Here is a 25,648-nt window from a genome sequence, read left to right as displayed (position 1 = left end):
CCTGTGCTGGTCAACCACCGGTCAACGGGGCCGGAACCACCGAAGGCTGATGAGGTCGTGCTCCACCAGCGCGACCTCCCCGGCCCGCCCGGCCCGCTCGTTCAACCCCAGCCGCGCCCGCAGCACGTCCCGATGCATCTCGACCAATTCCTCGTCGTACCCGCCGTCCCCGTACCTGTAGCCACCGTCGCGGTCGTCGTCGTCGCCGCCGTCGCCGCCGTCGCCGCCGTCACCGCCGTCACCGCCGCCGCCTTCGGCGTCGAGCAGCTCGCGCAGTCGCGCGTCCGCGGAGCGCAGTGCCGCGTCGGCGGCCTCGTCGCGCCCCAGCCGCAGTTCGCACAGGCCGAGCTGGTAGTGGGCGACCGCGCTCAGGTAGCCGTCCCGGATCACCCGCGTCCCCCGGTGCAGCACCGCGCTCGCCTCCGGCGCCCGGCCCGCCGCCAGCAGCGCGTCGCCCAGCATGAGCATCGCCCTGGCCAGATGGCCGCCCAGCACAGGGTTGCCCGGCGCGTACCGTTCCAGCGCCGTCACCGCCTCACGCAGCGGCGCCACCTCGTCCTCGTACCGTTCCTGCGACGACAGCGCCGCCGCCAGCGACAGGTTGGCGCCCGCCCGCCCGGCGTGCACGCTCTCGGCGCCCACCCCCGCCGCGATCAGCCCGTCGTACAGCCTGATCGCCTCCCGAGCCCTGGCCTCCGCCCGCGGCCCGTCGTCCAGGTGCAGCATGGTGAGCAGCTCCGCGCTCTGCGCGAGCGAGTCCGCGAGCACCGCCCGGTACGTGAGATCGCCAGGAGCCCGCCTGGCGTCCACGATCAGCTCCTCCACCAGCGGAGCCGCCTCGCCCAGCGCGCCGCGCATCAGGTGGCAGCGGACCAGCCGCTGCTTGGCCAGCGCCTGCTTGAGCCTGGCGGCCGGGGATCCGGCGTACCCGTCGACGGCGAGCGCCGCGTACTCCACCGCCTCGCCGGCCCGCCCGTCCGCCAGCATGTCGTCCACGATCACCACCGCCACCTCGGCCTCCGCCAGCCGCCGGGCAGCGGTACGGGGCAGCCGCCGGTACTGGTTGACCGCCTCCACGAGATGGGCGAGCGACTCCCGCTTCCTGCCCATCCGGCGCAGCACCAGCCCGCGCACCTCGTCCGCCCTGGCCCGCGCCGCCGGGTGGCCCTCCGGCAGCCGCTCCTGCTCGGCCACCGACCAGGCGACCGCCTCCAGCGCGGCCTGCGGCCGGTCCAGCGCGGCCAGCGCCGCACCCAGGCAGGAGTACGCCATGGCGGCGACATCGGGCTCGTCCAGCTCGTCGCACAGGTCGGCGGCCCGCTCCAGATGGGCCAGCGCCTCCACCGGACGGCGCGCGCCCAGCAGCGCGTCACCGTAGAGCGTCAGCGTCCTGGCCAGCGCCGCCTTCTCCGGCGTACCGGCCAGCAGGTGGGCGGCCTGCTCCAGGGTGGCGAGCACCGGGCGGGCCAGCTCGTGCTCGATCCCGGCCAGCGCGGCGAGCGCGACCCCCAGCCGGGCCCGGTGGCGGGGGTCGGCCGCCGCCATCCCCAGCCGGGCCCGGTAGCGCGGCCCGGCCGCCGCCAGCCCCTGGAACACCCGCACCGCCGCCTCGGCCGCCGCCGCCTCGCCGGTCAGCGCCGCGTACCGTGCCAGGCAGTCGCCGAGCGACTCGTGCAGCTCCGGACGGGCGCGGACCGGAACCTCGCGCACGAACGCCTCGGCGAACGCGGTCATCGGCCCCAGCAGATCCACCTCGCCCGCCCCGTCCAGAAGGTCGGCGAGATCGTCCAGCAGAACCCGCAGCGCATCCGGGGGCGGCAACGGCCTGACCTCCAGCGCCCGCGCCAGGAACGGCGCCGGATCCTGCTGCAGCTCACCGAGCGCCAGCAGGGCGAGCAGGTGCGTGGCGGCCGGCTCCGGCGCGAGCGGCCCGTGGTCGTCCAGCAGCCCGGCGATCAGCGTGGTACCCCGCACCAGGTCCAGCCCCGCCCGCTCGTCGTCGTCCAACCGCACCCGGCACAGCCCCCGCAGCTGCAGGCACGTCCCGGCCAGCAACCGCCTGGGCACCGTCGCCTCCTCCGGCAACGCCTCGACCGCCCCGCCGGCGGCCTCCAGCGCGCCGCCGAAGTCCCCCCGCGCGAACCGCGCCCCGGCGAGCAGCCGCAACGCGACAGCGCGCCCCAGCGGCTCCCGCACCAGCTCCGCCGCCCGCCCGGCCGCCTCCTCCGCCTCCTCCCACCGCTCCAGCCCGGTCCACGCACAGGCGACCAGCAGCACCCGCTCCGCCGCCCCCTCGTCCGCGTCCACCGCCGCCACCAGGTGCGGCAACGCCTCCTCGAACCGCCCCGCCCCCAGCAACCCCCGCCCCAGAGCCGCCTCGACCTTCCCCCACAACCGCACGTCATCCCCGCGCCGCCGGCGATCCTCGTCCTCTCCTCGCGCGCGAAGGCCCTCCTCCCACACGGGTCCCGGGCGCGCGCGGTCACCCTGCGGCCGGGCGCCATCCCTCCGGTGCCCGAGCAGCAACCCGGCAGCCCGCGAGGCGAGCACCACCGCGTCCCGCGCCCGCCCGGCTCCCGCCCACACCCACGCCAGATGCGCCTGAGCCTCGGCGAGCGCGCCGACGTCCGTCTCTCCTCCCGCCACGAGAACCGCCAACGCCTCCTCGGCCCGCTCCACACTCTCCCCACCCCCCACCGCCACCCCAACCAGCGACAACCCCTCCACGAAGCGCCTGTCATAGGCCCCGCGAAGTGCAAATCCAAAGCCCTCTTCGGGCGTCCCGCGAGGTGTTGGTTTGGGGTTTTCGGCGGGTGTCTCGCGGGGTGTTGGTTTGGGGTTTTCGGCGGGTGTCTCGCGGGGTGTTGGTTCGGGGTTTTCGGCGGGTGTCTCGCGGGGTGTTGGTTCGGGGTTTTCGGCGGGTGTCCCGTGAGGTGTTGGTTCGGGGTTTTCGGCGGGCGTCCCGCGAAGTGTCGGCCCGAAGTCCTCTGCAGGTGTCGCGTGTCGTGCTTGTCGGAAGTCCTCCGCAGGTGGCCTGTTTCTGGCCCGTCCGTCCTCGGCTGCTCCGTACGGTGCCTGCGAGGAGTCCGCCGCCGACGCCTGCCCGTCGTCGGCGATCGTCTGGTGACGCGTCCGTACGGAGTCTGTGGGGAATTCCTCGTCCGGGAGCACAGATTCGGCGAGTGGCAGGGCACGTCCCAGGAGCGCGCGCGAGCGGCGGACCCATCCCGCCACATCCCGCCGCAGTCGATCCTCGTCGCCCAGTTCCCGCAGCAACCCGGCCGCCGTCTCGAACTGCGCCAGCCCGTCGGCGGGCCGATCCAGCTCCACCAGGCACATCCCGAGCAGCCGCCGGCATCCGGCCATCAACCGGTCATGCCCGTCACCGAGCCCGTCGGCCACCCACACGGCCTCCCGCAGCGAGTCCAGCGCCTCCTCAGGCAACCGGCGGAGCAGCAGGTACTCGCCCAGGTCCCGCAGCCGCTCGGCCAGGTCCCGCCCGTGCCGCCCCGGTTCCAGGACGGCCAGCGCCCGCAGGTTCTCCACCGCCTCCCCGGCACTCCGCACCGCGGCCTGGAGATCCCCCCGTTCCCCGTGCACCCGCGACGCCAGCCCGGCCGCCCCGGCCAGCACCGCACGCAACCCCGGCTCCTCCGCCGCGATCCCGCGCAGCCGCACGACCGCCTCACCGGCGACCACCACGGCCGCCTCTCCCCGCCCTTGCCGGTCCAGCCGCGACCCCAGCCGGTCGAGCCGCCGGCACACCTCCAGATCGGTGACCGCCACCCCCCGCACGGCCTTGGCGACCTCCACCGCCAGCCCGGCCCCCAGCCCGACCAGCCGCTCCTCGTCCAACTCATCCAGCGGCCCCAGCACCCCACCCCCCACCAACGCCCACCCCTCACGAGAGCCAGGCGCGGAACCCCCCACCGACCCGTCACCCCCCGGACGCACCCCTCCATACGGCGAGGAACCACCCGACAAGCCCTCCCCACCCACGGGCCGTGCATCATCCCCCACACCCAACGGCACACCAGCCCTTCGAGCACTCACGTACGGTGCGCCATCGTCCAGATACACCCCCGCAGCCCTCCCGTACGGCGGAGGGCCACTCGGTGAGGCACCTTCACGCACCCCCGGAGTTCCGTCGTCTGGCGGCGGACCGGTCGGTGGGGCGCCTTCACGTACCCCTGGAGTTCCTCCGTACGACGGGGTACCGGTTGATGGGGCACCTTCACGCACCCCCGGAGTTCCCTCGTACGGCGGGGTACCGGTCGGGGCACTTTCACGAACCCCAGGAGCTCTGTCGTATGGCGAGGGACCGGTCGGTGGGGCGCCTTCACGTACCCCCGCAGCTTCTCCGTACGACGAGGTCTCGTAGGAAAGGCCGGGAGAGAGCCCGGCCGGGTCGGGCAGCACGGAGAGGACCGCTTCCATGTCCCCGGCCAGCAGCACATCCCCGCCCGCGGCCAGGAACGCCGACACCGCCTCCCGCAGCCGCCCCGTCCCCGCCAGCGCGCAGGCCAGGTTGTACTGGGCCCGCTCCGCGTGCGCCGCGTACCGCGGATCCTCCTCCACCAGGATCCTGAACCGCGCCGCAGCCTCCCGCGCGGGCCTGACCGCGAGCTCCGGCACCCCCGAAAGCAGCAGGCACGCCGCCTGGTTGAACAGCGCCTCCGCCTGCCCCTCCGCCTGCTCGTACGGGGGAGCCGCCGCGAAGATCTCGGCCGCCTCACCCGCCGCGACCACCGCCTCGGGCAACCTCCCCGCCGCCGCCAGCCAGGCCGACGCCGTGGACAGCGCCGTGGCGACGTCGGCCCGTTTCCCGCCCCTGAGCCGCTCCACCAGCATCTCGGCCAGCGTCACCCTCAGCGCCCGCACCCCGGGATGCCCCGCCTGCCACGGCGGCAGCGCCGCGACCGCCCCGGCCACCTCCGGCTCATCCCGCAACAGTTGGAGCACCGCGTTGAGCCGGTCGCCGAGCTGCTCGCCCGGCCCCAAGGCGGCCTCGCACAACATCCTGTCCAGCCGGTGCACGACCAGCGACCGCAGCGCGACCCGTACCCGCCCGTGATCCGCGCAGACCCGCAGCACGTCGAGCATCCGCGCCAGGTGCGCCGCCGTCCGACCCGGATGATCGTGTACGGCGGTCACCAGCGACTCCAGCCCCGCCGTCTCCTCCAACACCTGCCCGACCACCACATCAGGCACATCGATCACCAGCCTGCCGGACAGCCTCTGCCCATCAGAGGCAAGCCGCCCGCTGGAGAACCACCCACCCCGCACGTCGGGGACCCGGCTGCCCTGCGCGTCAGGGGTCTGCTGCTGGGCGAGCCGCTCGTTCTGTACGGCGGGAACCTGCTGTTCGGAGGGCCGCTCGTTCTGTACGGCGGAGGCCTGTTGCTCGGGGGGCCACCCGCTCTGTACGGCGGGAACCCGCTGTTCGGAGGGCCGCCCACCCCGTACGTCCGGCGGGAACAGCCCCGCGACCCACGCCGCGACCTCGGCCCTCCGGTCCTCCTCCAGGCCGGGTACGACGGACAGCAGGGCCCGCAGTTCCCTCGGCGACGGCGCGAACAGCATGGCCACCGCCATCGCCGCGCCCGCCACGCCGTCGTCCGGCGCTCCCGGCGACGCCGACCACCGCTCGCGTTCGCGGTTCAGGAAGCGGTGGACCAGCTCGTTGCCGGGTCCCGCCTCATGGCCGCGCACCCGCATGAGGGCCGCCAGATGGACCCGCAGCGGGACCGCGTACAAGGGGTCGTCGAGCGGAAACGGGCGGATCCGGTCGAGTCCATCACCTGCCCCGGGCCGCGTGGCGAAGGCGCGGATGGCGGCGGCGGCGTGTCCCGCGCGCTCCGGAAGGGTCAGGGGGTGGTCCTCCAGGCGGACGGTCGCGCGGATGAGGCGCTTGAGACGGCCGCCGGCGGCGGTGTCCAGCCGACGCCACCAGGCGGCCGGAGGCGGGGCGGCACCCACGGAGGTACGGGCCACCAGCAGGAGACGGATACGCGGGTTGTGCCGGTGGGCGGCCAGGCCGCGCACCAGCTCGGCCACCAGGGCGGCCGACGGCTCGGGGAAGTCGAGCACGAGCAGGGTGGGCCGCGACGCGTCGAGCCGGACGGTGGGATCCGACAGCGGTCCCACGAGAGCCGTCGCCGGCAGGAGCCCGGCGTCCCACCCGGCCGCCGACAGCTCCGCGCACAGCTCCACCGCCAGCCTGCTCTTCCCGGACCCGCCCGGCCCGGTGATCAGCGCGGCCGACAGCGGCTCGGGCCCGGCGGCCCAGTTTCGCAGCGCCGTCAGCTCCGCCTTCCTGCCGACGAACGGCACCACCGCGTGCCGCGCCACCGGCAACGACCAGTCCGGGCAGTTCTCCGGAGGCTCTCCCGTGGCCGGTTCCAGCAGGTCGGGGAGCAGGACGACCCGCTCGTCCCCGGACACGTCCTCCAGCAGCCCCGACGCGGGAAGGGCGTCACCCTCCACCCATGCGCGGAAGGTGTCGTCCAGGAGCAGCGCCTCCACCGGTACGACATCCGCGTGCCCGTCCTCGTACCAGGAGACGAGGACCCCCACGAGCTGACCCGTCGGCTCCGCCAAGAGGGCCGCGCCCGAGAAACCGAGCCTGAAGGCACCCGGCGGCGAGCCGGGAAACTCGACCCCCAGAGAAGCGGGCACCGCCCCGGCACCGGCGGCCGCCACCACCGAAACCAGCGGCTCACCCCGCGAATCCGCTCGGGCGAAACCCCGGACGACGCACCGCACCCCATCCCCGGTCACCCGCCCCCACCGAACCGGCCCCAAGGACCCCTCCCAGGGCATCCCCGAAGCGTCCGACCCCGACGGGTCCGGCGAGCCGGGATCCCCTCCGCCCCCGCCCGCTCCCCGCGCTGGGGACGGGCGGGCCGCGCCACCACTCCCTCCAGGCGCCCCACCCACCGAAAGCCGGGACGGGCCCGACGAGCCGGGGTTCCGCCCGGACGGGGCCGGTGAGGGTGCCGGTGGGACGGTGGGGACCTCAGGGATGTGGAGCAGGGCCGCGGCGAGGGGGCCGTGGCCGTGCCAGACAGGCTGGGCCCGGGTCCAGGGGCCGGTGCCGCGTACGTGGCAGGGGGCGGCGGGGTCGATCACCTGGGCGGAGGTCAGGATCAGGCCGGGGGCGACCACGTACCCGGAGCCGGTCACGCCCGTGAAATCGTCGTGGCCGGAGTGCACCTGGACGACCCGCTCTGAGGCGACGCGTGCGGATCTGGAGTCGCGTGGTGGCCTGTCCATGGCGCCGTGTCCTGGAATGCCCTGCCCGGCGTCGATGTCGCCCCGGCTCAGGGAGAATTCCGCCACCCGCTCACTATCGCACTACGGCACCGAAATTTCCGGGCTTGTCAGGCCTTCTCACCTGTGAGCCAGGCCGCCAGCCCCAAGTAGACCAGCCCGCTGCCGATGTCGATCCGCCGCCGGGCCCGCACCGAGCGCCGCACCCGGGTGGCCAGCGCCGACGACAGCAGCGCGTACGTGCCGTCGGAGGCCATGCCGAGCGCCATCCAGAGCAGGCCGAGCACCAGCATCTGCGGCGCGACCGCCCCAGCCGCGGGGTCGGCGAACTGCGGCAGGAACGCCATGAAGAAGATCGCGGTCTTCGGGTTGAGCACGTTGACCACGAACCCCTCCCAGAACATCCGCCGCTTGGACTGCTCCGGCAGCTCGACCGTCTCCTCAGCGGTTCCCCGGGCCAGCAGCTTGCGGAGCCCGAGCCAGACGAGGTAGGCGACGCCCGCGTACTTGACGATCGTGAAGGCGGTCGCCGACGCGGCGAGCAGGGCGCTGACGCCGAGGGCGGCGGCGACCACGTGGACCACCGACCCGGCGTGCACGCCGAGAACCGAGACCAGCCCCGCCGCCCGGCCCTGGGCGACGCTGCGCGTGACGATGAAGATCACCGCCGGGCCCGGCACGAGCAGAATCGCCAGGGTGGCCGCACAGAAGAGGGCGAGTGTGGAGAGATCCGGCATGTCGTCATCCTATGGAGCCCGTCAACGGGGTTAAAGGCTGTCGCGCAGGGCCGCGACCAGCACCTCGGTGGCCGACGGGTGCGGCGGGTGGCCGTAGACGGCGGCGAACACGTGCCGGGTGGAGCCCGGGACGCGGCGCGCGGTCACGTCCGGATGGCGGTGCGCGCGCAGCGCGAGCGCCGGCAGCACGGTGACGCCTATCCCGGCGGCCACCAGCGCCTGCACGGCCACGATGTCGTCGCTGGTGAACGAGATGCGCGGCTCGAACCCCGCCTTGTCGCACAGGTCGAACAGATGGCTCCGGCACCGGTCACACCCGGCGATCCACGCCGCGTCCGCGAAAGCCCTCAGATCGGCCTCACCGGACTCCGGCGAACCGGCCTCCACTGACCCCGGGCCCGGGGTGATCAGGTAGCTCGGCTCGTCCCACAGGTGGATCAGCTGAAGCCCGGGAGCCTCCGGCGCCGTGTCGTCGTACCGGAACATGACCGCGACGTCCACCCGCCCGGCCCGGAGCAGCCGCAGCGCCTCCGGCGGCTCGGTCTCGGTGAGTTCGAGCCGCAGCCCCGGGTGCGACTTCCGCAGCAGGGCGGCCGCCTCGGGGATGAACGTGCCGAGCGCCGAGGGGAACGCCGCCAGCCGCACCCGCCCCGTCTGCAGCCCGACGTGCGCGGCCAGCTCCTCGGCGGCGGCGTCGAGCCGTCCGACGATGTCGCTCGCCCGCTCGGCCAGCAGCCTGCCGGCCTCGGTCAGGCGGATGCCGCGCCCGGCCCGCTGGATCAGCTTGGCGCCGGTCTCAGCCTCCAGCCTGGCGAGGTGGTGGCTGACGGACGGCTGCGCGTAGTGCAGCTCCCGGGCGGCCGCGGTGAGCGAGCCGGTACGGGCGACCGCGAGCAGGACACGGAGCCGGGTGACATCCAGCATTCATCAATCATATCTATAGGTCGGCTCGAATACTTCTGTTGGACCTATCGATGGTCAGCGCGAGACCGTAGGAAGAGGAAGCCGCACGACCTCGGGAGGATGCATGGACACCGTCACGACCGTACGGCCCGGCCTGGCCGAGCTGGTGGCGGGCGTCGGCGCGCTGACCGCGCGCCGCCTTCCCGCCCGCGACACCGCACTCGCCGTCGCGGATCTGATGCGCGACCGGCTGCCGAGCCTGGACATCCTGACCGCACAGGAGCGGCTGGGCTCGCCCGAGACGTACGTGTCGTGGCCCCTGCACGCGCAGGACGACTTCTCGATCGTGGCCGTGGTCTGGCGGCCCGGCCAGGAGACCGCCATCCACGACCACATCTCGTGGTGCGCGTTCGCCGTGCTCAGCGGCAACGAGCACGAGACCCTCTACCGGGACGAGGGCGACCATCTGGTGGAGATCGGCCGCGCCGACAACCGGCCCGGCGACGTCAGCGGCTTCGCCCCGCCCGGCGACATCCACTTGGTGCGCAACACCAGCTCCGAGACGGGGGTGTCGATCCACGTGTACGGGGCCGACATCGGCAGGCTGGGCAGCAGCGTCCGCCGCGTGTACGAGCTGCCGGTCGTTCAGAGGTAGCCGGCGAGCCGGTCGGCCAGTTCCTCCGGCCGCGACAGCATGACGCTGTGGCTGCCGCCGATCTCGTCCGGTTCGATGCCCAGCCGCTCGCGCACCATCGGCCGGACGAACTCGGGCGGGAACCACCGGTCGTCGCGGCAGAGCAGGTAGCGGGTCGGCACGTCCGGCCACTTGTCCAGCGGCCACGGCTCCACGAGCGCCTTCTCGGCGTGCCCCCGCCCGTGCCGCAGCGCCTCGGCCGCGAGGTCGGCGGGCACGTCGTGCATGAACAGCGCGACCGGGTCGTCGATGTCCTTGTCGCCGAAGCCGCTGTTCGCCCACCAGTCGGCGGGCGGCTCACCGGGCGCCGGCACCATGCCCGCCAGCAGCACCAGCAGGTCGGCCTTCGCCCGGTCGCAGACGATCGGGGCGACGAACCCGCCCCATGAGTGCGCCACGACGACGAGGCCGTCCAGGTGCCCGACGGCCTTCCGCACCTCGGCGATCACGTGGTCGGCGTGATCGGTGAGCCCGGCGTCCGGATCGTCCAGCGGCAGGTCCACGGCCACCGTGCGGTGCCCCTGCCCGCGCAGGCAGGTCTCCAGCGGGCGCCACGGCCAGGAGGTGCCGCCGCCCCCGTGGATCAGCGCGAACGTCGCCATCACGTCCCCGGGGGCATCTGGCCGGGCAGGCGGGTCTGGAAGTCCAGCACCCCGGCCCACGCAGGCCGGACGGCGATGCGGGCCATGCGGACTCCCGGCCGGTCGGCCTCGGCCACGTTCCTGGCGCCCTGCTCGGGGCCCGCGTAGCGGTGGTGGGCGAGCGCGTACTCCGGCACGATGCCGTCGACGTCGGTCACCTCGGCCCGGCCGCGGATGAGCAGCACCTCCGGCGGGGTGGCCGTGGTGTCGATGGTGATGGCGACCTCGGGCCTGGCCCGCAGCGCGTTGATCTTGACCGCGCCGGCGAACGTGGCCATGACGACCTCCTCGCCGTTCCAGTGGAACAGCGTCGGGTAGACGCGTGGCGTCCCGTCGGCGGCGACGTACGCCACCCGGGCGAGTTCCTTCGAGACGAGCAGCCTGCGTGCGGTCGGATGCTCCAATAGCCGGACATCTCCCTGTGGAAGGGTGTCCAGAGCGTTCATAATCATGGCTCCAATCACGTGTTGGTCCTAAACTAGGACTAACACGTACGAATTCGCAAGGATTTTCGATGCGAACCTACGACGACCCCTGCGGCGTCGCCCGTGCCCTCGACCACGTCGGGGAGCGGTGGGCGCTGCTGATCGTGCGCGAGCTGCTGCTGGGCCCCAAACGCTTCACCGACCTGCGCGCCGGCCTGCCCGGCGCGAGCCAGAACGTGCTCTCCCAGCGGCTGCGCGAGCTGGAGGAGTCGGGCGTGCTGCGCCGCCGCAAGCTGCCGCCGCCCGCCGCGAGCCGGGTGTACGAGCTGACGGAACGGGGGAGCGAGCTGGAGCCGGTGGTGCTGGCGCTGGCCCAGTGGGGCAGCCGGATGCCGCTCACCTCGACCGGGCCGTTGAGCGTCGACGCGCTCCTGTACGCCCTGAAGTCGACGTTCGACCCCGGGGCGGCGGACGGCTTCGAGGGCAGCGTCGAGCTGCGGCTCGGCGAGGAGAGCATCCTGGCGACGGTCTCGGCCGGGCAGCTCACCTTCGCCAGGGACGGCGCAGGAGGAGACGCCGTGCTGCGCGCCGACGCCGAGACGATCAGGAGCGTGGTGTTCGCCGGCCGGAACCTGGAAGAGGCCGAGGTGGAGGGGGACCGGCAGGTGGCCGAGCGGTTCGTCACGCTCTTCCCGCGCCCGCCGATGAGTCCCTGACGTCCGCCGGGTCCACTCCTTGCGAAGGAGGAACACCACCATGAAACCGATCACCGAGCTCGATGCCCGCTTCAGCGCCGGCGGCGCCGCCGCCACCACCTGGGAGGAGGCCGCCGAGCTGCTGGAACGCGCCGAGGTCTGGTGGCTGTCGACCGTACGCCGCGACGGCCGCCCGCACGTCACGCCCTTGCTGGCCGTCTGGCAGGACGGCGCGCTCCACTTCTGCACCGGCCCGGAGGAGCAGAAGGCCAGAAACCTGGAGGCCAACCGGCAGGTCGCGCTCACCACCGGCGCCAACACTCTAAGACAGGGCCTGGACCTGGTCGTGGAGGGCGTCGCCGAGCAGGTCACCGACGAGGGCAGGCTGAAGGCGCTGGCGGACGCCTGGGAGGCGAAGTACGGCCCCGACTGGCGCTTCGACGTCCACGACGGGGCCTTCCACAACAGCGCGGGCGGGCGGGCCCTGGTGTTCGAGGTCGCCCCCGCGCGAGCCTTCGGCTTCCGCAAGGGCGACTACGCGCAGACCCGCTGGCGCTTCTGACTACGGCTGCGCCAGCTCCTGCAGGAAGAGCGCCTCGGTGGTCACCACCCGGCGCAGCTCCTCCAGGTCGACCCGCTCGTTCGGCGCGTGGCAGGCGGCGTCCTCGTCCTCGGCGCCGAACAGCAGGATCTCCGCCGCGGGGAACTGCTTGAGCAGCGTGTTGACCAGCGGGATCGAGCCGCCCGCGCCCACGTCGCGCGGCGGCCGGCCGAAGGCCCGCTCCATCGCCCTGTTGAGCGCGGCGCGCGCCGTGCCGCCCGAGTCGGCCTGGAAGCCCGAGCCGACCGTGAGGTCGCCGAACGACACCCGCACGCCCCACGGCGCCACCTGCTGCAAGAACTCCACCACCGCGTTGACCGTGGTCTTCGGGTCGCCCGCCGGCGGCACCCGCACCGTCACCCTGGCCCGCGCCACCGGCTGCACGGCGTTGACCGCACCCGAGACCGACGGCACGTCGAGCCCGGTCACGGTGATCGCGTACGAGGCCCACAGCCGGTCGGCCAGCGAGCCGGAGCCGACCAGGGACACGCCGTCGGCCACGCCCGCGGTCTTGCGGAACTCCTCCTCCGTCGGCCCCTGACCCAGGAAGCTGCCGCGGGGCAGGCCGGGCACCCGGACGTCGCCGTTCTCGTCGTGCAGCGCGGCGCACATGCGCATCAGCGCCGCCAGCGCGTCAGGAGCGGCGCCGCCGAACGAGCCGCTGTGGAGCGGCTCGCGGAGCGTGCGCACCTCCATGGTGAAGGCCGCCATGCCGCGCAGCGAGGTCGTCACCGCCGGGTCGCCGACGCGCGGGTTGCCGGTGTCGGCCACCACCACCGCGTCGGCCCGCAGCAGGTCGGGGTTGCGCTCGACGAACGCCTCCAGCCGCTCGCCGGCGTATTCCTCCTGGCCCTCGATGATGACCTTGACGCCGACCGGGAAGCGGCCCTGGAAGACGCGGAGCGCGGCGACGTGCGACATGACGCCGGACTTGTCGTCGGCCACGCCGCGGCCGTACAGCTTGCCGTCGATCAGCGTGGGCTCGAACGGCGGCGTGCGCCAGGAGGCCGGGTCGCCCGCGGGCTGCACGTCGTAGTGGGCGTACAGCAGGACGGTCGGCGCGCCGGGCGGCGCGGGAGCCTCGGCGAACACGGCGGGGAAGCTGTTGTCGACCGGGACGCGCTGCACGCGGGGCAGGCCGGTGCTGCGCAGCAGCTCCTCCACCGCCGCCGCGGCGGCGTGCACGGGCTCCTCGGGGTGGCCGGGGAAGGCGACCGACGGAATGGCGGCCAGCCGCTTGAGCTCCTCGACGGTCTGCGGCATCGCAGCCGCAACGGCGCTCTCGATCTGCTCAGGAGTCACGGGACGGTCCCCCGGGGGTCTTCTCGGTAGTCGGGCGTTCCATTGGATCACACCGTCGCTCACAGCAGGTGAAAGGGTGTGACCACTGCGCCAGAGTACCTGCGGATTTCGTAGTTGTTACCGAAAAGTTCTGCGGATCTCGGTTCACGTCACTGGAGTAGCGACGCAATCCCTTGGCAAAGTGGCTGGTGAGGTTGCACACTGGTGTGCAGATCGAACGAGGGAAGATACACATGACGCAGCCGGAACACGACGTCCTGAAGGCCGCGCAGGACAACCTGTGGTTGCACTTCACCAGGCACAGCTCCTACCAGAAGTCCGAGGTGCCCACCATCGTCCGCGGTGAGGGCTCCTACATCTACGACATCCACGGCAAGCGCTACCTCGACGGTCTGGCGGGGCTCTTCGTCGTCCAGGTGGGCCACGGACGCGGCGAGCTGGCCGAGGCCGCCGCCAAGCAGGCGCAGGAGCTGGCGTTCTTCCCGCTCTGGTCGTACGCGCACCCCAAGGCCGCGGAGCTGGCCCAGCGCCTGGCGAGCCTGACGCCCGGCGACCTCAACCGCGTGTTCTTCACCACCAGCGGCAGCGAGGCCGTCGAGAGCGCGTGGAAGCTCGCCAAGCAGTACTACAAGCTCATCGGCAAGCCGCTCAAGCACAAGGTCATCAGCCGCCAGATCGCCTACCACGGCACCACGCAGGGCGCCCTGTCGATCACCGGCATCCCGGCGTTCAAGCAGATGTTCGAGCCGCTCGTGCCCGGTTCCGTGCGGGTGCCGAACACCAACCACTACCGCGCCGACGAGACCACCGGCGTCCCCGGCATGACGCCCGAGGAGTACGGCTACTGGGCGGCCGAGCGGGTGGCCCGCGCCATCGAGATGGAGGGCCCCGACACGGTGGCCGCCGTCTTCGCCGAGCCGGTGCAGAACGCCGGCGGCTGCTTCCCGCCGCCGCCCGGCTACTGGCAGCGGCTGCGCGAGATCTGCGACGAGTACGACGTGCTGCTCGTCTCCGACGAGGTCATCTGCGCCTTCGGCCGCCTCGGCACCATGTTCGGCGGCGAGAAGTTCGACTACGTCCCCGACATCATCACCTGCGCCAAGGGCATGACCAGCGGCTACTCGCCGATCGGCGCGATGATCGCGCACGACCGCCTGTTCGAGCCGTTCAAGAACGGCGACGAGATCTTCGCCCACGGCTACACCTTCGGCGGTCACCCCGTCTCGGCCGCCGTGGCGCTGGCCAACCTCGACATCTTCGAGCGCGAGGACCTGCTCGGCCACGTCACCAGGAACGAGCCGCTGTTCAGGGCTACGCTGGAGGGCCTGAAGGACGACCTGCCCATCGTCGGAGACGTGCGCGGCTCCGGCTACTTCTGGGGCATCGAGCTGGTCAAGGACCGTGACACCAAGGAGACGTTCAACGCCGAGGAGTCCGAGCGGCTGCTGCGCGGGTTCCTGTCGCAGGCGCTGTTCGACGCCGGCCTCTACTGCCGGGCCGACGACCGCGGCGACCCCGTCATCCAGCTCGCGCCGCCGTTGATCGCCGGGCCGCAGGAGTTCGAGGAGATCGGCGGAATTCTTCGAAGTGTGCTGAAGGAGGCGTGGGCGCGCCTCTGATCGACAAAATATCCGGTACGGGATCCCGTACCGGATATTTTTTTCTCCGAAAGGACAGACAGCCCATGAAGATCGGCGTACCTGCCGAGGTCAAGAACCACGAATACCGCGTCGCCGCCACCCCGGCCGGGGTGCACGAGCTGGTCGAGCGCGGCCATGACGTGACCGTCCAGCGCGGCGCGGGCGAGGGCTCGCACATCACCGACGAGGAGTATCTCGCCGCCGGAGCGAAGATCCGCGACAGCGCCGACCAGGTGTGGGCCGAGGCCGACCTGGTGCTCAAGGTCAAGGAGCCGATCGCCGAGGAGTACCACCGGCTGCGCGAGGGCCTGGTGATCTTCACCTACCTGCACCTGGCCGCCTCACGGCCGTGCACCGACGCGCTGCTGGCCGCCCGCACCACCGCCATCGCGTACGAGACCGTGCAGGTCAACGGGGCGCTGCCGCTGCTCGCGCCCATGTCGGAGGTGGCGGGCAGGCTGGCGCCGCAGGTGGGCGCGTACAACCTGATGCGGTTCAACGGCGGCCGCGGCGTGCTGCCCGGCGGCGTGCCGGGCGTGGCCCCCGCGAAGATCGTCGTCATCGGCGGCGGCGTCTCCGGGCTGAACGCCGCGCAGATCGCCGTCGGCATGGGCGCGGACGTCACCGTGCTCGACACCAACGTCGACCGGCTGCGCTTCATCGATGCCGTCTACCAGGGCAGGCTCAAGACGCTGGTGTCGACCGCGTACGCGATCGAGCGGGAGGTCCTGGCCGCCGACCTGGTCATCGGCGCGGTGCTCATCCCCGGCGCGAAGGCCCCGACGCTGGTCTCGAACGAGTTGGTCGCCCGCATGAAGCCGGGCTCGGTCCTCGTCGACATCGCCATCGACCAGGGCGGCTGCTTCGCCGACTCGCGGCCGACCACGCACGCCGAGCCCACCTACCGGGTGCACGGCTCGGTCTTCTACTGCGTGGCCAACATGCCGGGCTCGGTGCCCAACACCTCGACCTACGCGCTCACCAACGCCACGCTCCCGTACGCGCTCAAGCTGGCCGACCTGGGCTGGAAGGACGCGCTCAAGGATGACGCGGGCCTCGCGGGCGGCCTCAACACCCACGACGGCGCCCTCACCAACGAGCCCGTCGCCCAGGCCCTGCACCTGCCGCACACCAAAGTCGCCGACGTCCTGGCGGCCTAGAACCCGGGCATGCGGGCGTCGGCGCCGTCACGGGCGGCGCCGGACAGCCCGAGCCTGCCGCGCAGCTCGCGCGCCGTCGACAGCACGTGGGCGACCTCCACCGGGCTGGGCCACGGGGCGCTGCCCGGGCGCAGCAGCGTGCCGCGCACCGACGCGAGGTGCTCGACCGCGCTCGCGTGCAGCCCGCTCCGCGCCACCAGCCAGGCGATCACCTCGCCGTGGTCGAGCAGCGGCCTCGTCACCAGGTCCCAGGTGCCGAGGATCTCGTTGAGCTCCGCCACCTCAAGGGCCACGCCGCCACGGCGATCGGTCGCCAGCGCCGCCAGCTCGGCCCTGGCGGCCAGCTCCGGCTCGGCCGTCCGGTCCCAGACGGGCGGCGGCGGGTCGGTCAGCCACTCCTCGGCCTCGGCGCCCCGGCCCGCCGCCGACAGCAGCCCGGCCAGCTCCAGCGCCGCCCGGTGGTGGCCGGCCAGCGCCGCCTGCCGGAACCAGTGGCGGCCGCCCTTCAGGTCGCCGAACTCGGCGATCAGCAGCAGCCCGAAGTTGAACGCCGACTCCGGGTCTCCGGCCGCCGCGCCCCGGCCGAACCAGTGGCTGGCGCCCTTCGCGTCGCCCAGCTCCACGCAGACGAACCCGGCCATCCGCTGGCCCTCCAGCCGCCCCGCGTACGCCGCCTGCTCGTACCAGCCCCTGGCGGTGCGCAGGTCGCGGCGCGACAGCGCGATGGCGCCGAGCTGGACCGCCGCGCCGGGATGCTCGCTCTTGGCGGCCAGCCGGTAGTAGGCCTCGGCGCCCTCCGGGTCGCGCCCGGCCTGCAGGAGCAGGCCCAGGCAGTAGGCCGCGCCGGCATGACCGGCCCGGCAGGCGGTCTCCCACCAGCGCACGGTCTCGGCGTCCTCGCCCGCCGAGTAGGCCAGGAAACCCAGGTCGTGCGCGGACGCGGCGTCGCCGCCCGCCGCCGCCTGCCGGTGCCAGTCACGCGCCGCCACGAGCTCGCCGGTGTCTTCGCAGATCAGCGCCAGCCTGCGCGCCGCCGTCCGGCTGCCCGCCTGAGCCGCGCGCTCGAACCAGATCCTGGCCCTGCCGGGGTCGCCGCGCTGCTCCTGCAGCAGCGTCGCCAGGTTGACCGCCGCCTCGGCGTCACCCGCCGCCGCCGCGCGTTCGTACCAGCCGAGCGCCTCGTCGAGCGTGCCGTGCTTCTCGTGCCACAGGCCCAGGTTGTAGGCGCTGTCGACGTTCCCGGCCCCGGCCGCGGACTCCCACCAGTGGCGGGCCGCGCCGCGGTCGCCGCGCTGGGCGTAGAGCCTGCCGAGCCGGTGCGCGGCCTGGGCGTCGCCCCGCTGCGCGGCCATCAGCAGCTCCGCCTCGTCACCCACGCGCGGCGCCGGGACGGCCGGCCTCGTCGCATCACCTTGCCAGAGCATGCCAGAAGGGTGGCATGTGATCGCCCGATTGCGAACCGTAATCGCCGAGCGCCTCAGGAGAACTTGATTATCCCGGTGAACATGCCCATGCCGCAGGCGTAGCGGAGCGTGCCCGGCGGCTGCGGCGGCAGCCGCACGGTCGCGGGCAGCGCCAGGTCCCGCCCGGCGAACGCCACGGTCTCCGTGCAGCCCCGGTCGACCAGCTTGAACACCACCTCGACCGGCACCCCGGCGGGCGCCTCCACCGCCGCCGGACGGTAGCCGTCGCGCAGCGCCCAGATGGTCACGACGGGGCTCCGCGCGCCGGTCGTGGTCGCGGTGGCGGGCAGCCAGCCCCCGAGGTTGACGCCCGTGCCGACCGTCCACAGCCCCGCCGCGACGGCCAGCACCGCCGCCGCCCTCGCCAGTCTCGTACGGGTGACGCGCCGCAGCAGCCAGCCCAGCAGCGCCAGCGCGGGCGCGGTGCCGAGCACGAACCCGGCCATCACCGCGGCCCCCGACAGCGCCGAGCCGCTGGTGATGGCGACCAGCTCCATGCCGATCGTCACCCCGCACGGCACCAGGATGGTGGCGGCCCCGAGCAGCGGCGGGCCCAGCCCGCCGAACGCGCGGCGCGGCGGCTGGCAACCGGGGCGGCGGTAGAGCCTGACCGCGAACGCGATCACCATGAGGCCCGCCGCCACCAGCAGCACCGCCCGCGCCTGCGGCGGCGGCTTCACCGCCGAGCCCGCGAGCCCGAGCAGCGCGCCCGCCGCCGTGTAGGACAGCAGCCGGCCCGTCAGGAACCACCCCAGCACCACCCGGTCGCGCTCCCCGGTCAGCCCGACGAGCAGGCCCCCCTGCACGGCCGTGCACGACGCGGTCCCCGCCACCAGACCGGCGACGAGACCACTGCCGAACAGGGCCGCCGCCTGCATCATCGTCCCCTCCGCCGAAGGTCTCCTCCGAACGTAACGGCCCTGGCCCGGACGCGGCCAGTGACAGTTCTTTCACCCTCCGTGCCGTTTACCTCCTTTGCTTCCGTTCGCCGTCCCGTACGCCCGAGGATGTGCGTCATGGACTGGCAGACCTGGCACGACGCGTACGACCTCCCTGGTTCGTGGCTGGCGCGGCGGCTGCGGGCCGTCCAGGAGCGGGTCGGGGCGGCGCTGGACGCCTGCGCCCCCGGCCCGGTGAAGGCGATCAGCCTGTGCGCCGGCCAGGGCCGTGACGTCCTCGGCGTGCTGGCCGGTCATCCCCGCCGTGCCGACGTACGGGCGCGCCTGGTGGAGCTGGACCCGGGCAACGCCGCGATCGCCCGGCGGGCGGCCGCGGCGGCGGGCCTGGACCAGGTCGAGGTGGTGACGGCCGACGCCGCCCGCACCGACTGCTACGAGGGCATGGCGCCCGCCGATCTGGTGCTCGCCTGCGGGCTGTTCGGCAACATCACCGACGAGGACGTCCGGCGCACCGTCGGCTACTGCGCGCGGCTCTGCGCCACCGGCGGCACCGTCATCTGGACCCGGCACCGCACCCCGCCCGACCTGGTGCCGCTGATCTGCGAATGGTTCGGCGAGCGCGGCTTCGAGCTCTCCTGGCTGTCGGACCCGGAGGCGGGGTTCGGCGTGGGCGCGCACCGCTTCACGGGGAGCCCCGAACCCTTGCTGCCGGGCGAGCGCATGTTCACCTTCGGGCCGTGAGGGTTCAGAAGACGCAGAACTCGTTGCCCTCGGGGTCGGCCAGCACCGTCCACTCCTCGCGCCGGTCCAGCACGGTCGCCCCGAGCCCGGCGAGCCTTCCGACCTCGGCCTCCCGGTCCTCGGCCTGAAGGTCGAGATGGAGGCGGTTCTTGCCCGCCTTGTGCTCCGGGACCCGCTGGAACCACAGCCGCGGAGGCCCGCCCTCCACCAGGACCGTGGGGTCGTCCTCGGGGTCGTCGATCCCCTGGGCGCGCAGCCTGGCCAGCTCGGCGTCGTCGTACGGAGCCACCTCGTAGCCGTCGAGCGCGGCGGCCCAGAACCGGGCGAGGGAGGCGGGGTGCGCGCAGTCGACCACCACGTCACGCAGTCCGGCCATCAGGCGGCCTGCTCCAGGCGGGAGCGGACGGCGGCGCGGTCGACGCCGAGGTGGTCGATCAGCTCCGCCACCGGGTCCGGGTGGCGCTGGTCGAGGAGGGCGAGCAGGAGGGCGCTCGGCCCGGTGCGGTCCCTGGTCTTGCGGGACGTGGCCTTGACGGCCTGGTTGATGACGGCGCGGGCGCTCGACGTCAGCGCGGTGCCCGGCAGCGACGGGTGCCTGCGCGGCCTGGCGTCCGCCACCGAACCGGGGTCGACGCCGATGGCCCGCAGCGCCGCCCGGTCCAGCTCGTCCAGTGCCGCCCTGGCCGCCTCCGCTCGGACCCCGAACGCGCCGGCCGGCGGCCCCGACGGGTCGCGCAGCACGCCGAGCAGCAGGTGCTCGGTGCCCATCCGCCGGTCACCGCGCCGCCTGGCCTCTTCCATGGCGGCCTTGACGGCCACCGCGAACGGGCTCTTCTCCATGCCGAACATGCCTGGCCTCACTTCCCGTACTTGGCGTGCACCGACTGGCGTGACATGCCGAGCGCGTCGCCGATCTGCTCCCACGTCCAGCCCTGCTCGCGGGCGAGCGCCACGGAGACGGCCTCGACCTGCTCGGCCAGCCGGTGCAGGGCGCCGACGGCCCTCAGCCCTACGGCGGGGTCGTTGGACCTGATGCGCTCAGAGAGTTCTCCCATGTCCACGCTGTCAGGCTAGGCTGACACTCACGTGACTGTCAACCTAGCCTGACGAAAACCCGTCCGGCCTGGTGCCGCTGATCCGCGACTGGTTCGAGGAGCGCGACCGGGTCACAGCCAGCCCGGTTTCACCAGGCCCGACTCGTACGCGATCACCACCAGCTGCGCCCGATCCCGGGCGTGCAGCTTCATCATCGCCCGGCTCACATGCGTCTTGGCCGTGGCCGGGGACATGAACAGCTTCGCCGCGATCTCGTCGTTGCTCATGCCGCCGCCGACCAGGGTGAGCACCTCGCGCTCGCGGTCGGTGAGCTGGTCCAGGTTCTCGGCGGCCAGCGGTTCCTTGGCGCGCGACGCGTACTCGGCGATCAGGCGGCGGGTCACGCTCGGCGACAGGAGCGCCTCGCCGGCCGCGACCACCCGCACCGCCTGGATGAGCTCGGCCGGCTCGGTGTCCTTGACCAGGAACCCGCTGGCCCCGCCGCGCAACGCCTCGAAGACGTACTCGTCCAGCTCGAACGTGGTCAGGATGATGATGTGCGGCCCCTCCGGCATCTGCCGGGTGGCGGTGAGCCCGTCCATGCCCGGCATGCGGATGTCCATGAGCACCACGTCGGGCCCGTGCTCGCGGGCCAGCCGGATGGCCTCCGCGCCGTCGGCCGCCTCGGCGACCACGCCCATGTCGGGCTGGGCGTCGAGCAGGGCCTTGAAGCCCGCCCGCACCAGCGCCTGGTCGTCGGCGAGCAACACCTTGATCATGCTTTCTCCTCGGGAAGGGGCAGGCGGGCCGCGACCCGGAAGCCGCGGCCTGATGGACCGGCCACCAGCGTCCCGCCCAGCGCGACGGCCCGCTCGCGCATGCCGGGGATGCCGTTGCCGCTGCCCTCTCCGGCCAGCACGGGGGGTGTGGTGGAGCCGCCGTCGGTGACCTCGATGACCAGCTCGCGGGCCCCGTACGCGAGCAGGACCGTCACCGCCGCGCCGGGGGCGTGCCTGGCGGCGTTGGTGAGCGACTCCTGGACGATCCGGTAGGCGGCCCGCTCGACCTGCGGCGGCAGCGCGCGCGAGCCGGCGCGTTCCAGCTTCACGTCCAGGCCGGAGCGCTCGAGCAGCTCGTCGAGGCGGTCCAGCCCGGCGGTGGGGGAGCGGGGGGCGCCGTCGCGCAGCACGTTCAGCACCGAGCGCATCTCGCCGAGCACCTCCTTGGAGGCGGTCTTGATCGTGGCCAGCGCGGTGCGGGCCTGCTGGGGGTTGTCGTCGATGAGGTGCAGCGCGGTCGAGGCCTGCACGTGGATGAGCGAGATGTTGTGCGCCAGCACGTCGTGCAGCTCCTGCGCCATGGTCAGCCGCTCCTCGCTGGCCTGCCGCCTGTTCTCCTCCTCGGCCGCCCGCTGCTGCTGGGCGCGCCGCTCCCTGACGATCCTGGTCAGCTCCGCCACCACCATGAGGAGCAGGACGAACGCGGTCACCGCCAGGTCGTGGAAGAGCCCCGTCGGCTCGCCCGACCGGATGTAGCCGTAGGTGATGAAGACCACGATGGTCACCCCGGCCATCACCCACGCCTTGACCCGCTGCCCCAGGGTGACGAGGGAGAACAGCAGGATGATCGGCGACAGGTAGACGGGCCCGTACGGGTATCCGGACCAGGTGTAGGCGTAGGTGGCCGCGAGCGCGGCGACCGCGGTCCCGACCGGATAGCGCCGCCGGAGCAGCACGCCCACCGGCCCCACCAGCAGCAGCGCGACCGCCAGCCAGTCCAGCGGCTCGCGGAAGTCGCGCTGCCCCCAGTACGCGCCGTACGAGAGCACGAGCTGGGCGGCCGCCACCACCAGCGCGTTGTACGGGTCCAGCACTGACTTCTTGCGCACGACCACCACGCTAGGCCCGGGTGCCGGCCGGCGCATCCCCCGGGTGTCGCAGGGGGCCCTACCGCCCGGGGCGTACCTAGGTCATCGTGGAGTCCATGCGCCACGTGATCGTTCCCGCAGCAGCAGTCCTCGTCACCCTGGCCCCCGCCGCGCCGGCGGTGGCCGGACCACATCACCAACCGCAGAAGGTCCCGGTCGCCGAGGGGTACGGAGGCGCGGTCGCGACCGTCGACCTCGACGCCTCCAAGGCGGCCGTCGACGTGCTCAAGAGAGGCGGCAACGCCGTCGACGCCGCCGTGGCCGCCGGCGCGGTGCTGGGCGTCACCGAGCCCTACTCCGCCGGTCTGGCCGGCGGCGGCTTCATCGTCTACTACGACGCCCAGCGCCGGAAGGTGCACACCATCGACGGCCGCGAGGCCGCGCCCCGGGCCATGACCGCCACCTCGCTGGAGGGCATCCCCTTCGAGGAGGCGGTCACCAGCGGCCTGTCGGCCGGCGTGCCTGGCGCGGTCGCGCAGTGGGACCTGGCCTTACGCCGGTTCGGCACGATGTCGCTGAAGCAGGCGCTCCAGCCGGCCGTCACGGTCGCGTCCAGGGGATTCGTGGTCGACCAGACGTTCCACGACCAGACCGCGCAGAACGCCGCCCGCTTCAAGGACTTCACCTCCACGGCGAAGCTCTACCTGCCGAACGGCGCGCCGCCGCCCGTCGGCTCCGTCTTCAGGAACCCCGAGCTGGCCGCCACCTACCGCGAGCTGGGCCGGCGCGGCACCGGCTGGCTGTACGGGGGAGAGCTCGGCAAGGAGGTCGTGGCCACGGTCAAGCGTCCGCCGGTCGCCCCCGGAGCCACCAGGAACGTCAGGCCCGGCCTGATGGAGCTGCGCGACCTGCGCGACTACCGCGCGCTGATGCGCGAGCCGACCAGGTCCGGCTACAAGGGCCTGACGGTGTACGGCATGGCGCCGCCGTCGTCGGGCGGATCGACCGTGGGGGAGGCGCTCAACATCCTCGACGCGCTGCCCGAAACCGGGGTGCACGAGTATCTGGAAGCGTCCAGGCTGGCCTTCGCCGACCGCAACGCCTACGTCGGCGACGTGCCTGGCGTGCCGCTGAAGGAGCTGCTGTCCGACGGCTTCGCCAAGGAACGCGCCTGCCTGGTCGGCGACCGCGCCATCGCGCACCCGGCCGCTCCCGGCAGCCCCGACGGCTCGTACGAGACCTGCCCGGCGCCGCAGGGCACCGCCGCGGAGATCACGGCCGAGGGCCCGGAGACCACGCACCTGGTGGTGGCCGACCGGTGGGGCAACGTGGTCGCGTACAACCTGACGATCGAGTCCACCGGAGGCAACGGCATCGTGGTGCCGGGCCGCGGCTTCCTGCTCAACAACGAGCTGACCGACTTCACCTTCGGCCCGGCGCCGGGCGACCCGAACCTGCCCGCCCCCGGCAAGCGGCCGCGCTCGTCGATGGCGCCGACGCTGGTGTTCGACCACGGCAGGCCGGTGATGGCGCTCGGCTCGCCGGGCGGTTCCACGATCATCACGACCGTGCTGCAGATCCTGGTCAACCGGTACGAGTTCGGCATGTCGCTGCCCGAGGCGCTGGCCGCGCCCAGGGCGACGCAGCGCAACACCGCGCAGACGCAGGCCGAGCAGGGCTTCCTCGACCGCTACGAGCAGGAGCTGGAGGCCAGGGGCCACGACCTGGTGCTGAACCCGGAGATCGGCGCGGCCACCGCGCTGGAGTTCCTCCGCGGGGACCGCGTCCAGGCGGTCGCCGAGCCGTCCAGGCGCGGCGGCGGCAGCGCTCTCGTGGTGCGTCAGCGCCGCTGATCAGAGGGCCCGGGGCATGACGAAAACCCGCCACGGTCCGTGGCGGGTGGCCCCCCGTGACGTGAAGGGAGGTCTACCGCAGCAGGAGGAACGCCGCCACACCGATGACGGCGACGACGACGACCACCGCGATGATCGGCAGAACCGGCGACTTCTTGGCAGCGGAGGCGGCAGACTCCTGCTCGGACCGCTGCGCGAACGCGCGGAACTGCTGGGTGTTGCCCGCGGGATCGATATGCTGGTCAGACATGGCCAGCAGCCTAGCGTGATCGCCTGCCGCATTTGCGCGTTTTATCGCCTTCCCTGCGGCGGGCTGGTTACGAGACCGGTCACGTGGGCGGATACTTTTAATCCATGCTCAAGACCCTGCTCTCGCCGCGCCTGCTTGGGCTGCACCTGCTCACGATCGGGGTCGTGATCGCGTTCATCATGCTGGGCCGCTGGCAGCTCGGCGTGTTCGAGGACTCGGGGCGGCCGGTGATGACCACCGACCCCGCCCCGGTCCCCGTCACGGAGCTGGCCCCCCTCGGCGCGCAGATGCAGGGCACCGCCGTCGCCCGCAAGGTCACCGTCGAAGGCGTCTACGAAGCCGGCCGCCAGCTCCTGGTCGCCGACCGGCGGCCCGACGTCGACGCGCCCGGCGGCAAGGTCTCGCGCGACCACGGCTACTGGGTGCTGACCCCGATCAGGCTCGACGACGGCACGCTGATGCCGGTGGTGCGCGGCTGGGTGGCCGACGCCGCCGACCCCGCGGCCACGGCCGTGCCGGCGGGCCGGATGAGCGTGCCGGGCCGGCTGCGCCCGCAGCAGGGCAGCGACACCGTCCAGCGCAGGCAGGAAGGACTGCCCCCCGGCCAGGTGCAGACGGTGGCGACCGGCGAGCTGGTCAACCTGTGGCAGGGCGAGCAGGTGCGCAACGGCTACGTCGTGGCCGAGCCGCCCTCAGGCGCGCTCACCCAGGTCGCCTCGCCGCCGCCGATGGCCGGTGGCGAAGTCACCTGGCGCAACCTCGCCTACGCCGCCAACTGGTGGATCTTCGCGGGGTTCGCCGTGTTCATGTGGTTCCACTTCGTACGCGACGCCGTACGAGCGGATCGGGACCGTGAAGAGTCCCCCGAAATGGTTCTGGAAGGTTAACGGTGGAATCGGCTCTCAAGCCCTTCCGGGTGCTCGCCTACATCGTCGGCGTCATGCTGCTCGTGCTCTGCGGCGGCATGGTGCTGCGCTACGGCTTCGACATCCCCGGCCCGTCGAAGGTGATCTCGCCCATCCACGGCGGCCTCTACATGCTCTACCTGGTCGCGGTGATGAACCTGGGCATGAAGGCCCGCTGGGCGTGGCCCTACATGCTGGGCGTCATGCTCGGCGGCACCGTGCCGTTCCTGTCGTTCTACGTCGAGCGCCGCGTCACCCAGCGGGTGGCGACGGCGGCGGAGGCCTGAGGGCCCCCGCCGGATCGCCTCAGCGGCCGATGCCGCGCCGGCGGGCCCTCTTGAGCCGCTCGCGCTGCGACGGGTCGAGCATGAAATAGCCGACCACCGGGGCGGCGACCACGCCGAGGACAACGAGCAGGGTCAGCCAGCCCGGAAGGAAGATCCACGAGAACAGGACTGCCACGCCGGCGCCGATGGCGTACTTCTGGATTGGCGACATACTCAACATCCTCCGAACGCGGAGCGCACGCCCCGCCTCTCCCACATTCTGCGTCGTGCGGACAACG

At 73.1% G+C, this 25,648-nt stretch carries 24 protein-coding genes; 9 read left to right on the top strand and 15 right to left on the bottom strand.

The features are described 5' to 3' along the window. Window positions 1-21: 21 nt before the first annotated feature. The 3 genes from ACIBF7_RS27160 to ACIBF7_RS27150 are packed head-to-tail and all read right to left on the bottom strand — an operon-like array spanning window position 22 to window position 8,933. Window positions 22-7,341 (bottom strand): hypothetical protein, encoded by a 7,320-nt coding sequence (locus ACIBF7_RS27160; RefSeq protein ID WP_397198447.1) that lies wholly within the window; start codon window positions 7,339-7,341, stop codon window positions 22-24. 41 nt (window positions 7,342-7,382) lie between these two features. Then, window positions 7,383-8,009, bottom strand: a complete 627-nt coding sequence (locus ACIBF7_RS27155) for a LysE family translocator (protein ID WP_271279121.1) — start codon at window positions 8,007-8,009, stop codon at window positions 7,383-7,385. 30 nt (window positions 8,010-8,039) lie between these two features. Beyond that, window positions 8,040-8,933 carry a LysR family transcriptional regulator gene (locus ACIBF7_RS27150; protein ID WP_397198446.1) on the bottom strand — a complete coding sequence of 298 codons (894 nt, stop codon included), beginning with the start codon at window positions 8,931-8,933 and terminating at the stop codon, window positions 8,040-8,042. Between the two features lie 103 nt (window positions 8,934-9,036). Between ACIBF7_RS27150 and ACIBF7_RS27145 the strand changes: the two genes are divergently transcribed. Then, a complete protein-coding gene (locus ACIBF7_RS27145) occupies window positions 9,037-9,567 on the top strand; it encodes a cysteine dioxygenase family protein (RefSeq protein WP_148034143.1) in 531 nt (176 codons plus the stop codon). Here the strand turns inward: ACIBF7_RS27145 and ACIBF7_RS27140 are convergent. Both ACIBF7_RS27140 and ACIBF7_RS27135 read right to left on the bottom strand, forming a co-directional pair. Continuing rightward, window positions 9,558-10,208 carry an alpha/beta fold hydrolase gene (locus ACIBF7_RS27140; RefSeq protein WP_397198445.1) on the bottom strand — a complete coding sequence of 217 codons (651 nt, stop codon included), beginning with the start codon at window positions 10,206-10,208 and terminating at the stop codon, window positions 9,558-9,560. The two genes, ACIBF7_RS27145 and ACIBF7_RS27140, sit on opposite strands and share 10 nt — an antisense overlap. After that, complete coding sequence (locus ACIBF7_RS27135) at window positions 10,208-10,651, bottom strand: pyridoxamine 5'-phosphate oxidase family protein (protein WP_397198444.1); 444 nt, start codon at window positions 10,649-10,651, stop codon at window positions 10,208-10,210. Before ACIBF7_RS27135 ends, ACIBF7_RS27140 begins: the two co-directional genes overlap by 1 nt. Window positions 10,652-10,761: 110 nt before the next feature. On the opposite strand from ACIBF7_RS27135, the gene ACIBF7_RS27130 reads away from it, so the two are divergent. Together ACIBF7_RS27130 and ACIBF7_RS27125 are read left to right on the top strand one after the other, a co-directional pair. Then, the gene (locus tag ACIBF7_RS27130; protein WP_397198443.1) at window positions 10,762-11,388 is read left to right on the top strand and encodes a winged helix-turn-helix transcriptional regulator; all 627 of its coding nucleotides are present in this window, start codon (window positions 10,762-10,764) and stop codon (window positions 11,386-11,388) included. Between the two features lie 40 nt (window positions 11,389-11,428). After that, window positions 11,429-11,929, top strand: a complete 501-nt coding sequence (locus ACIBF7_RS27125) for a pyridoxamine 5'-phosphate oxidase family protein (protein WP_397198442.1) — start codon at window positions 11,429-11,431, stop codon at window positions 11,927-11,929. On the opposite strand, the gene ACIBF7_RS27120 is transcribed toward ACIBF7_RS27125, so the two are convergent. Further along, on the bottom strand, window positions 11,930-13,270 hold the full coding sequence (locus ACIBF7_RS27120) for a M20/M25/M40 family metallo-hydrolase (RefSeq protein ID WP_148034138.1): 1,341 nt from the start codon (window positions 13,268-13,270) through the stop codon (window positions 11,930-11,932). A gap of 233 nt (window positions 13,271-13,503) precedes the next feature. On the opposite strand from ACIBF7_RS27120, the gene ACIBF7_RS27115 reads away from it, so the two are divergent. Both ACIBF7_RS27115 and ald read left to right on the top strand, forming a co-directional pair. After that, a complete protein-coding gene (locus ACIBF7_RS27115) occupies window positions 13,504-14,889 on the top strand; it encodes an aspartate aminotransferase family protein (RefSeq protein WP_271279115.1) in 1,386 nt (461 codons plus the stop codon). A gap of 65 nt (window positions 14,890-14,954) precedes the next feature. Further along, entirely contained in the window at window positions 14,955-16,070 is a 1,116-nt protein-coding gene (gene ald / locus ACIBF7_RS27110) for an alanine dehydrogenase (RefSeq protein ID WP_397198441.1), read from the top strand. Here the strand turns inward: ald and ACIBF7_RS27105 are convergent. Together ACIBF7_RS27105 and ACIBF7_RS27100 are read right to left on the bottom strand one after the other, a co-directional pair. Beyond that, complete coding sequence (locus ACIBF7_RS27105; protein ID WP_148034135.1) at window positions 16,067-17,494, bottom strand: tetratricopeptide repeat protein; 1,428 nt, start codon at window positions 17,492-17,494, stop codon at window positions 16,067-16,069. The two genes, ald and ACIBF7_RS27105, sit on opposite strands and share 4 nt — an antisense overlap. 53 nt (window positions 17,495-17,547) lie before the next feature. Continuing rightward, window positions 17,548-18,414 (bottom strand): sulfite exporter TauE/SafE family protein, encoded by an 867-nt coding sequence (locus ACIBF7_RS27100; RefSeq protein ID WP_397198440.1) that lies wholly within the window; start codon window positions 18,412-18,414, stop codon window positions 17,548-17,550. 135 nt (window positions 18,415-18,549) lie between these two features. Here ACIBF7_RS27100 and ACIBF7_RS27095 point away from each other — a divergent pair, with 135 nt between their 5' ends. Then, a complete protein-coding gene (locus ACIBF7_RS27095; protein ID WP_397198439.1) occupies window positions 18,550-19,173 on the top strand; it encodes a methyltransferase domain-containing protein in 624 nt (207 codons plus the stop codon). A 4-nt stretch (window positions 19,174-19,177) separates the two neighbouring features. On the opposite strand, the gene ACIBF7_RS27090 is transcribed toward ACIBF7_RS27095, so the two are convergent. The 5 genes from ACIBF7_RS27090 to ACIBF7_RS27070 all read right to left on the bottom strand — a co-directional run bounded on the left by ACIBF7_RS27090 (window position 19,178) and on the right by ACIBF7_RS27070 (window position 22,096). Then, on the bottom strand, window positions 19,178-19,549 hold the full coding sequence (locus ACIBF7_RS27090; RefSeq protein WP_397198438.1) for a VOC family protein: 372 nt from the start codon (window positions 19,547-19,549) through the stop codon (window positions 19,178-19,180). Continuing rightward, window positions 19,549-20,022: a Clp protease N-terminal domain-containing protein gene (locus ACIBF7_RS27085; protein WP_397198437.1), complete on the bottom strand. Its 474-nt coding sequence runs from the start codon at window positions 20,020-20,022 to the stop codon at window positions 19,549-19,551. Before ACIBF7_RS27085 ends, ACIBF7_RS27090 begins: the two co-directional genes overlap by 1 nt. Window positions 20,023-20,030: 8 nt before the next feature. Continuing rightward, entirely contained in the window at window positions 20,031-20,228 is a 198-nt protein-coding gene (locus tag ACIBF7_RS27080; RefSeq protein ID WP_271279122.1) for a helix-turn-helix domain-containing protein, read from the bottom strand. A 111-nt stretch (window positions 20,229-20,339) separates the two neighbouring features. Continuing rightward, complete coding sequence (locus tag ACIBF7_RS27075; RefSeq protein ID WP_397198436.1) at window positions 20,340-20,987, bottom strand: response regulator; 648 nt, start codon at window positions 20,985-20,987, stop codon at window positions 20,340-20,342. Next, on the bottom strand, window positions 20,984-22,096 hold the full coding sequence (locus tag ACIBF7_RS27070) for a sensor histidine kinase (RefSeq protein WP_397198435.1): 1,113 nt from the start codon (window positions 22,094-22,096) through the stop codon (window positions 20,984-20,986). Before ACIBF7_RS27070 ends, ACIBF7_RS27075 begins: the two co-directional genes overlap by 4 nt. A 95-nt stretch (window positions 22,097-22,191) precedes the next feature. Here ACIBF7_RS27070 and ggt point away from each other — a divergent pair, with 95 nt between their 5' ends. Next, a complete protein-coding gene (ggt, locus tag ACIBF7_RS27065) occupies window positions 22,192-23,928 on the top strand; it encodes a gamma-glutamyltransferase (protein ID WP_397198433.1) in 1,737 nt (578 codons plus the stop codon). Between the two features lie 73 nt (window positions 23,929-24,001). On the opposite strand, the gene ACIBF7_RS27060 is transcribed toward ggt, so the two are convergent. Next, a complete protein-coding gene (locus ACIBF7_RS27060) occupies window positions 24,002-24,178 on the bottom strand; it encodes a hypothetical protein (protein WP_187281371.1) in 177 nt (58 codons plus the stop codon). A gap of 104 nt (window positions 24,179-24,282) precedes the next feature. Here ACIBF7_RS27060 and ACIBF7_RS27055 point away from each other — a divergent pair, with 104 nt between their 5' ends. Continuing rightward, entirely contained in the window at window positions 24,283-25,065 is a 783-nt protein-coding gene (locus tag ACIBF7_RS27055; protein ID WP_397198432.1) for an SURF1 family protein, read from the top strand. 2 nt (window positions 25,066-25,067) lie between these two features. After that, entirely contained in the window at window positions 25,068-25,370 is a 303-nt protein-coding gene (locus tag ACIBF7_RS27050) for a DUF3817 domain-containing protein (protein ID WP_187281369.1), read from the top strand. 19 nt (window positions 25,371-25,389) lie between these two features. Here ACIBF7_RS27050 and ACIBF7_RS27045 read toward each other — a convergent pair whose 3' ends face one another. Further along, a complete protein-coding gene (locus tag ACIBF7_RS27045) occupies window positions 25,390-25,581 on the bottom strand; it encodes a hypothetical protein (RefSeq protein ID WP_148034129.1) in 192 nt (63 codons plus the stop codon). Between the last annotated feature and the right edge of the window lie 67 nt (window positions 25,582-25,648).

This window comes from Nonomuraea sp. NPDC050478 (assembly GCF_044458265.1).
GTDB lineage: Bacteria > Actinomycetota > Actinomycetes > Streptosporangiales > Streptosporangiaceae > Nonomuraea > Nonomuraea ferruginea.
This window is presented reverse-complemented; position numbering and strand designations above follow the sequence as displayed.

Bases quoted from the DNA above. Each gene is read 5' to 3' on its own strand.
- ACIBF7_RS27155 (WP_271279121.1), bottom strand. From the start codon at position 8,009: ATGCCGGATCTCTCCACACTCGCCCTCTTCTGTGCGGCCACCCTGGCG.
- ACIBF7_RS27150 (WP_397198446.1), bottom strand. From the start codon at position 8,933: ATGCTGGATGTCACCCGGCTCCGTGTCCTGCTCGCGGTCGCCCGTACC.
- ACIBF7_RS27145 (WP_148034143.1), top strand. From the start codon at position 9,037: ATGGACACCGTCACGACCGTACGGCCCGGCCTGGCCGAGCTGGTGGCG.
- ACIBF7_RS27140 (WP_397198445.1), bottom strand. From the start codon at position 10,208: ATGGCGACGTTCGCGCTGATCCACGGGGGCGGCGGCACCTCCTGGCCG.
- ACIBF7_RS27130 (WP_397198443.1), top strand. From the start codon at position 10,762: ATGCGAACCTACGACGACCCCTGCGGCGTCGCCCGTGCCCTCGACCAC.
- ACIBF7_RS27125 (WP_397198442.1), top strand. From the start codon at position 11,429: ATGAAACCGATCACCGAGCTCGATGCCCGCTTCAGCGCCGGCGGCGCC.
- ACIBF7_RS27115 (WP_271279115.1), top strand. From the start codon at position 13,504: ATGACGCAGCCGGAACACGACGTCCTGAAGGCCGCGCAGGACAACCTG.
- ald (WP_397198441.1), top strand. From the start codon at position 14,955: ATGAAGATCGGCGTACCTGCCGAGGTCAAGAACCACGAATACCGCGTC.
- ACIBF7_RS27105 (WP_148034135.1), bottom strand. From the start codon at position 17,494: ATGCTCTGGCAAGGTGATGCGACGAGGCCGGCCGTCCCGGCGCCGCGC.
- ACIBF7_RS27100 (WP_397198440.1), bottom strand. From the start codon at position 18,414: ATGATGCAGGCGGCGGCCCTGTTCGGCAGTGGTCTCGTCGCCGGTCTG.
- ACIBF7_RS27095 (WP_397198439.1), top strand. From the start codon at position 18,550: ATGGACTGGCAGACCTGGCACGACGCGTACGACCTCCCTGGTTCGTGG.
- ACIBF7_RS27090 (WP_397198438.1), bottom strand. From the start codon at position 19,549: ATGGCCGGACTGCGTGACGTGGTGGTCGACTGCGCGCACCCCGCCTCC.
- ACIBF7_RS27085 (WP_397198437.1), bottom strand. From the start codon at position 20,022: ATGTTCGGCATGGAGAAGAGCCCGTTCGCGGTGGCCGTCAAGGCCGCC.
- ACIBF7_RS27080 (WP_271279122.1), bottom strand. From the start codon at position 20,228: ATGGGAGAACTCTCTGAGCGCATCAGGTCCAACGACCCCGCCGTAGGG.
- ACIBF7_RS27075 (WP_397198436.1), bottom strand. From the start codon at position 20,987: ATGATCAAGGTGTTGCTCGCCGACGACCAGGCGCTGGTGCGGGCGGGC.
- ggt (WP_397198433.1), top strand. From the start codon at position 22,192: ATGCGCCACGTGATCGTTCCCGCAGCAGCAGTCCTCGTCACCCTGGCC.
- ACIBF7_RS27060 (WP_187281371.1), bottom strand. From the start codon at position 24,178: ATGTCTGACCAGCATATCGATCCCGCGGGCAACACCCAGCAGTTCCGC.
- ACIBF7_RS27055 (WP_397198432.1), top strand. From the start codon at position 24,283: ATGCTCAAGACCCTGCTCTCGCCGCGCCTGCTTGGGCTGCACCTGCTC.
- ACIBF7_RS27045 (WP_148034129.1), bottom strand. From the start codon at position 25,581: ATGTCGCCAATCCAGAAGTACGCCATCGGCGCCGGCGTGGCAGTCCTG.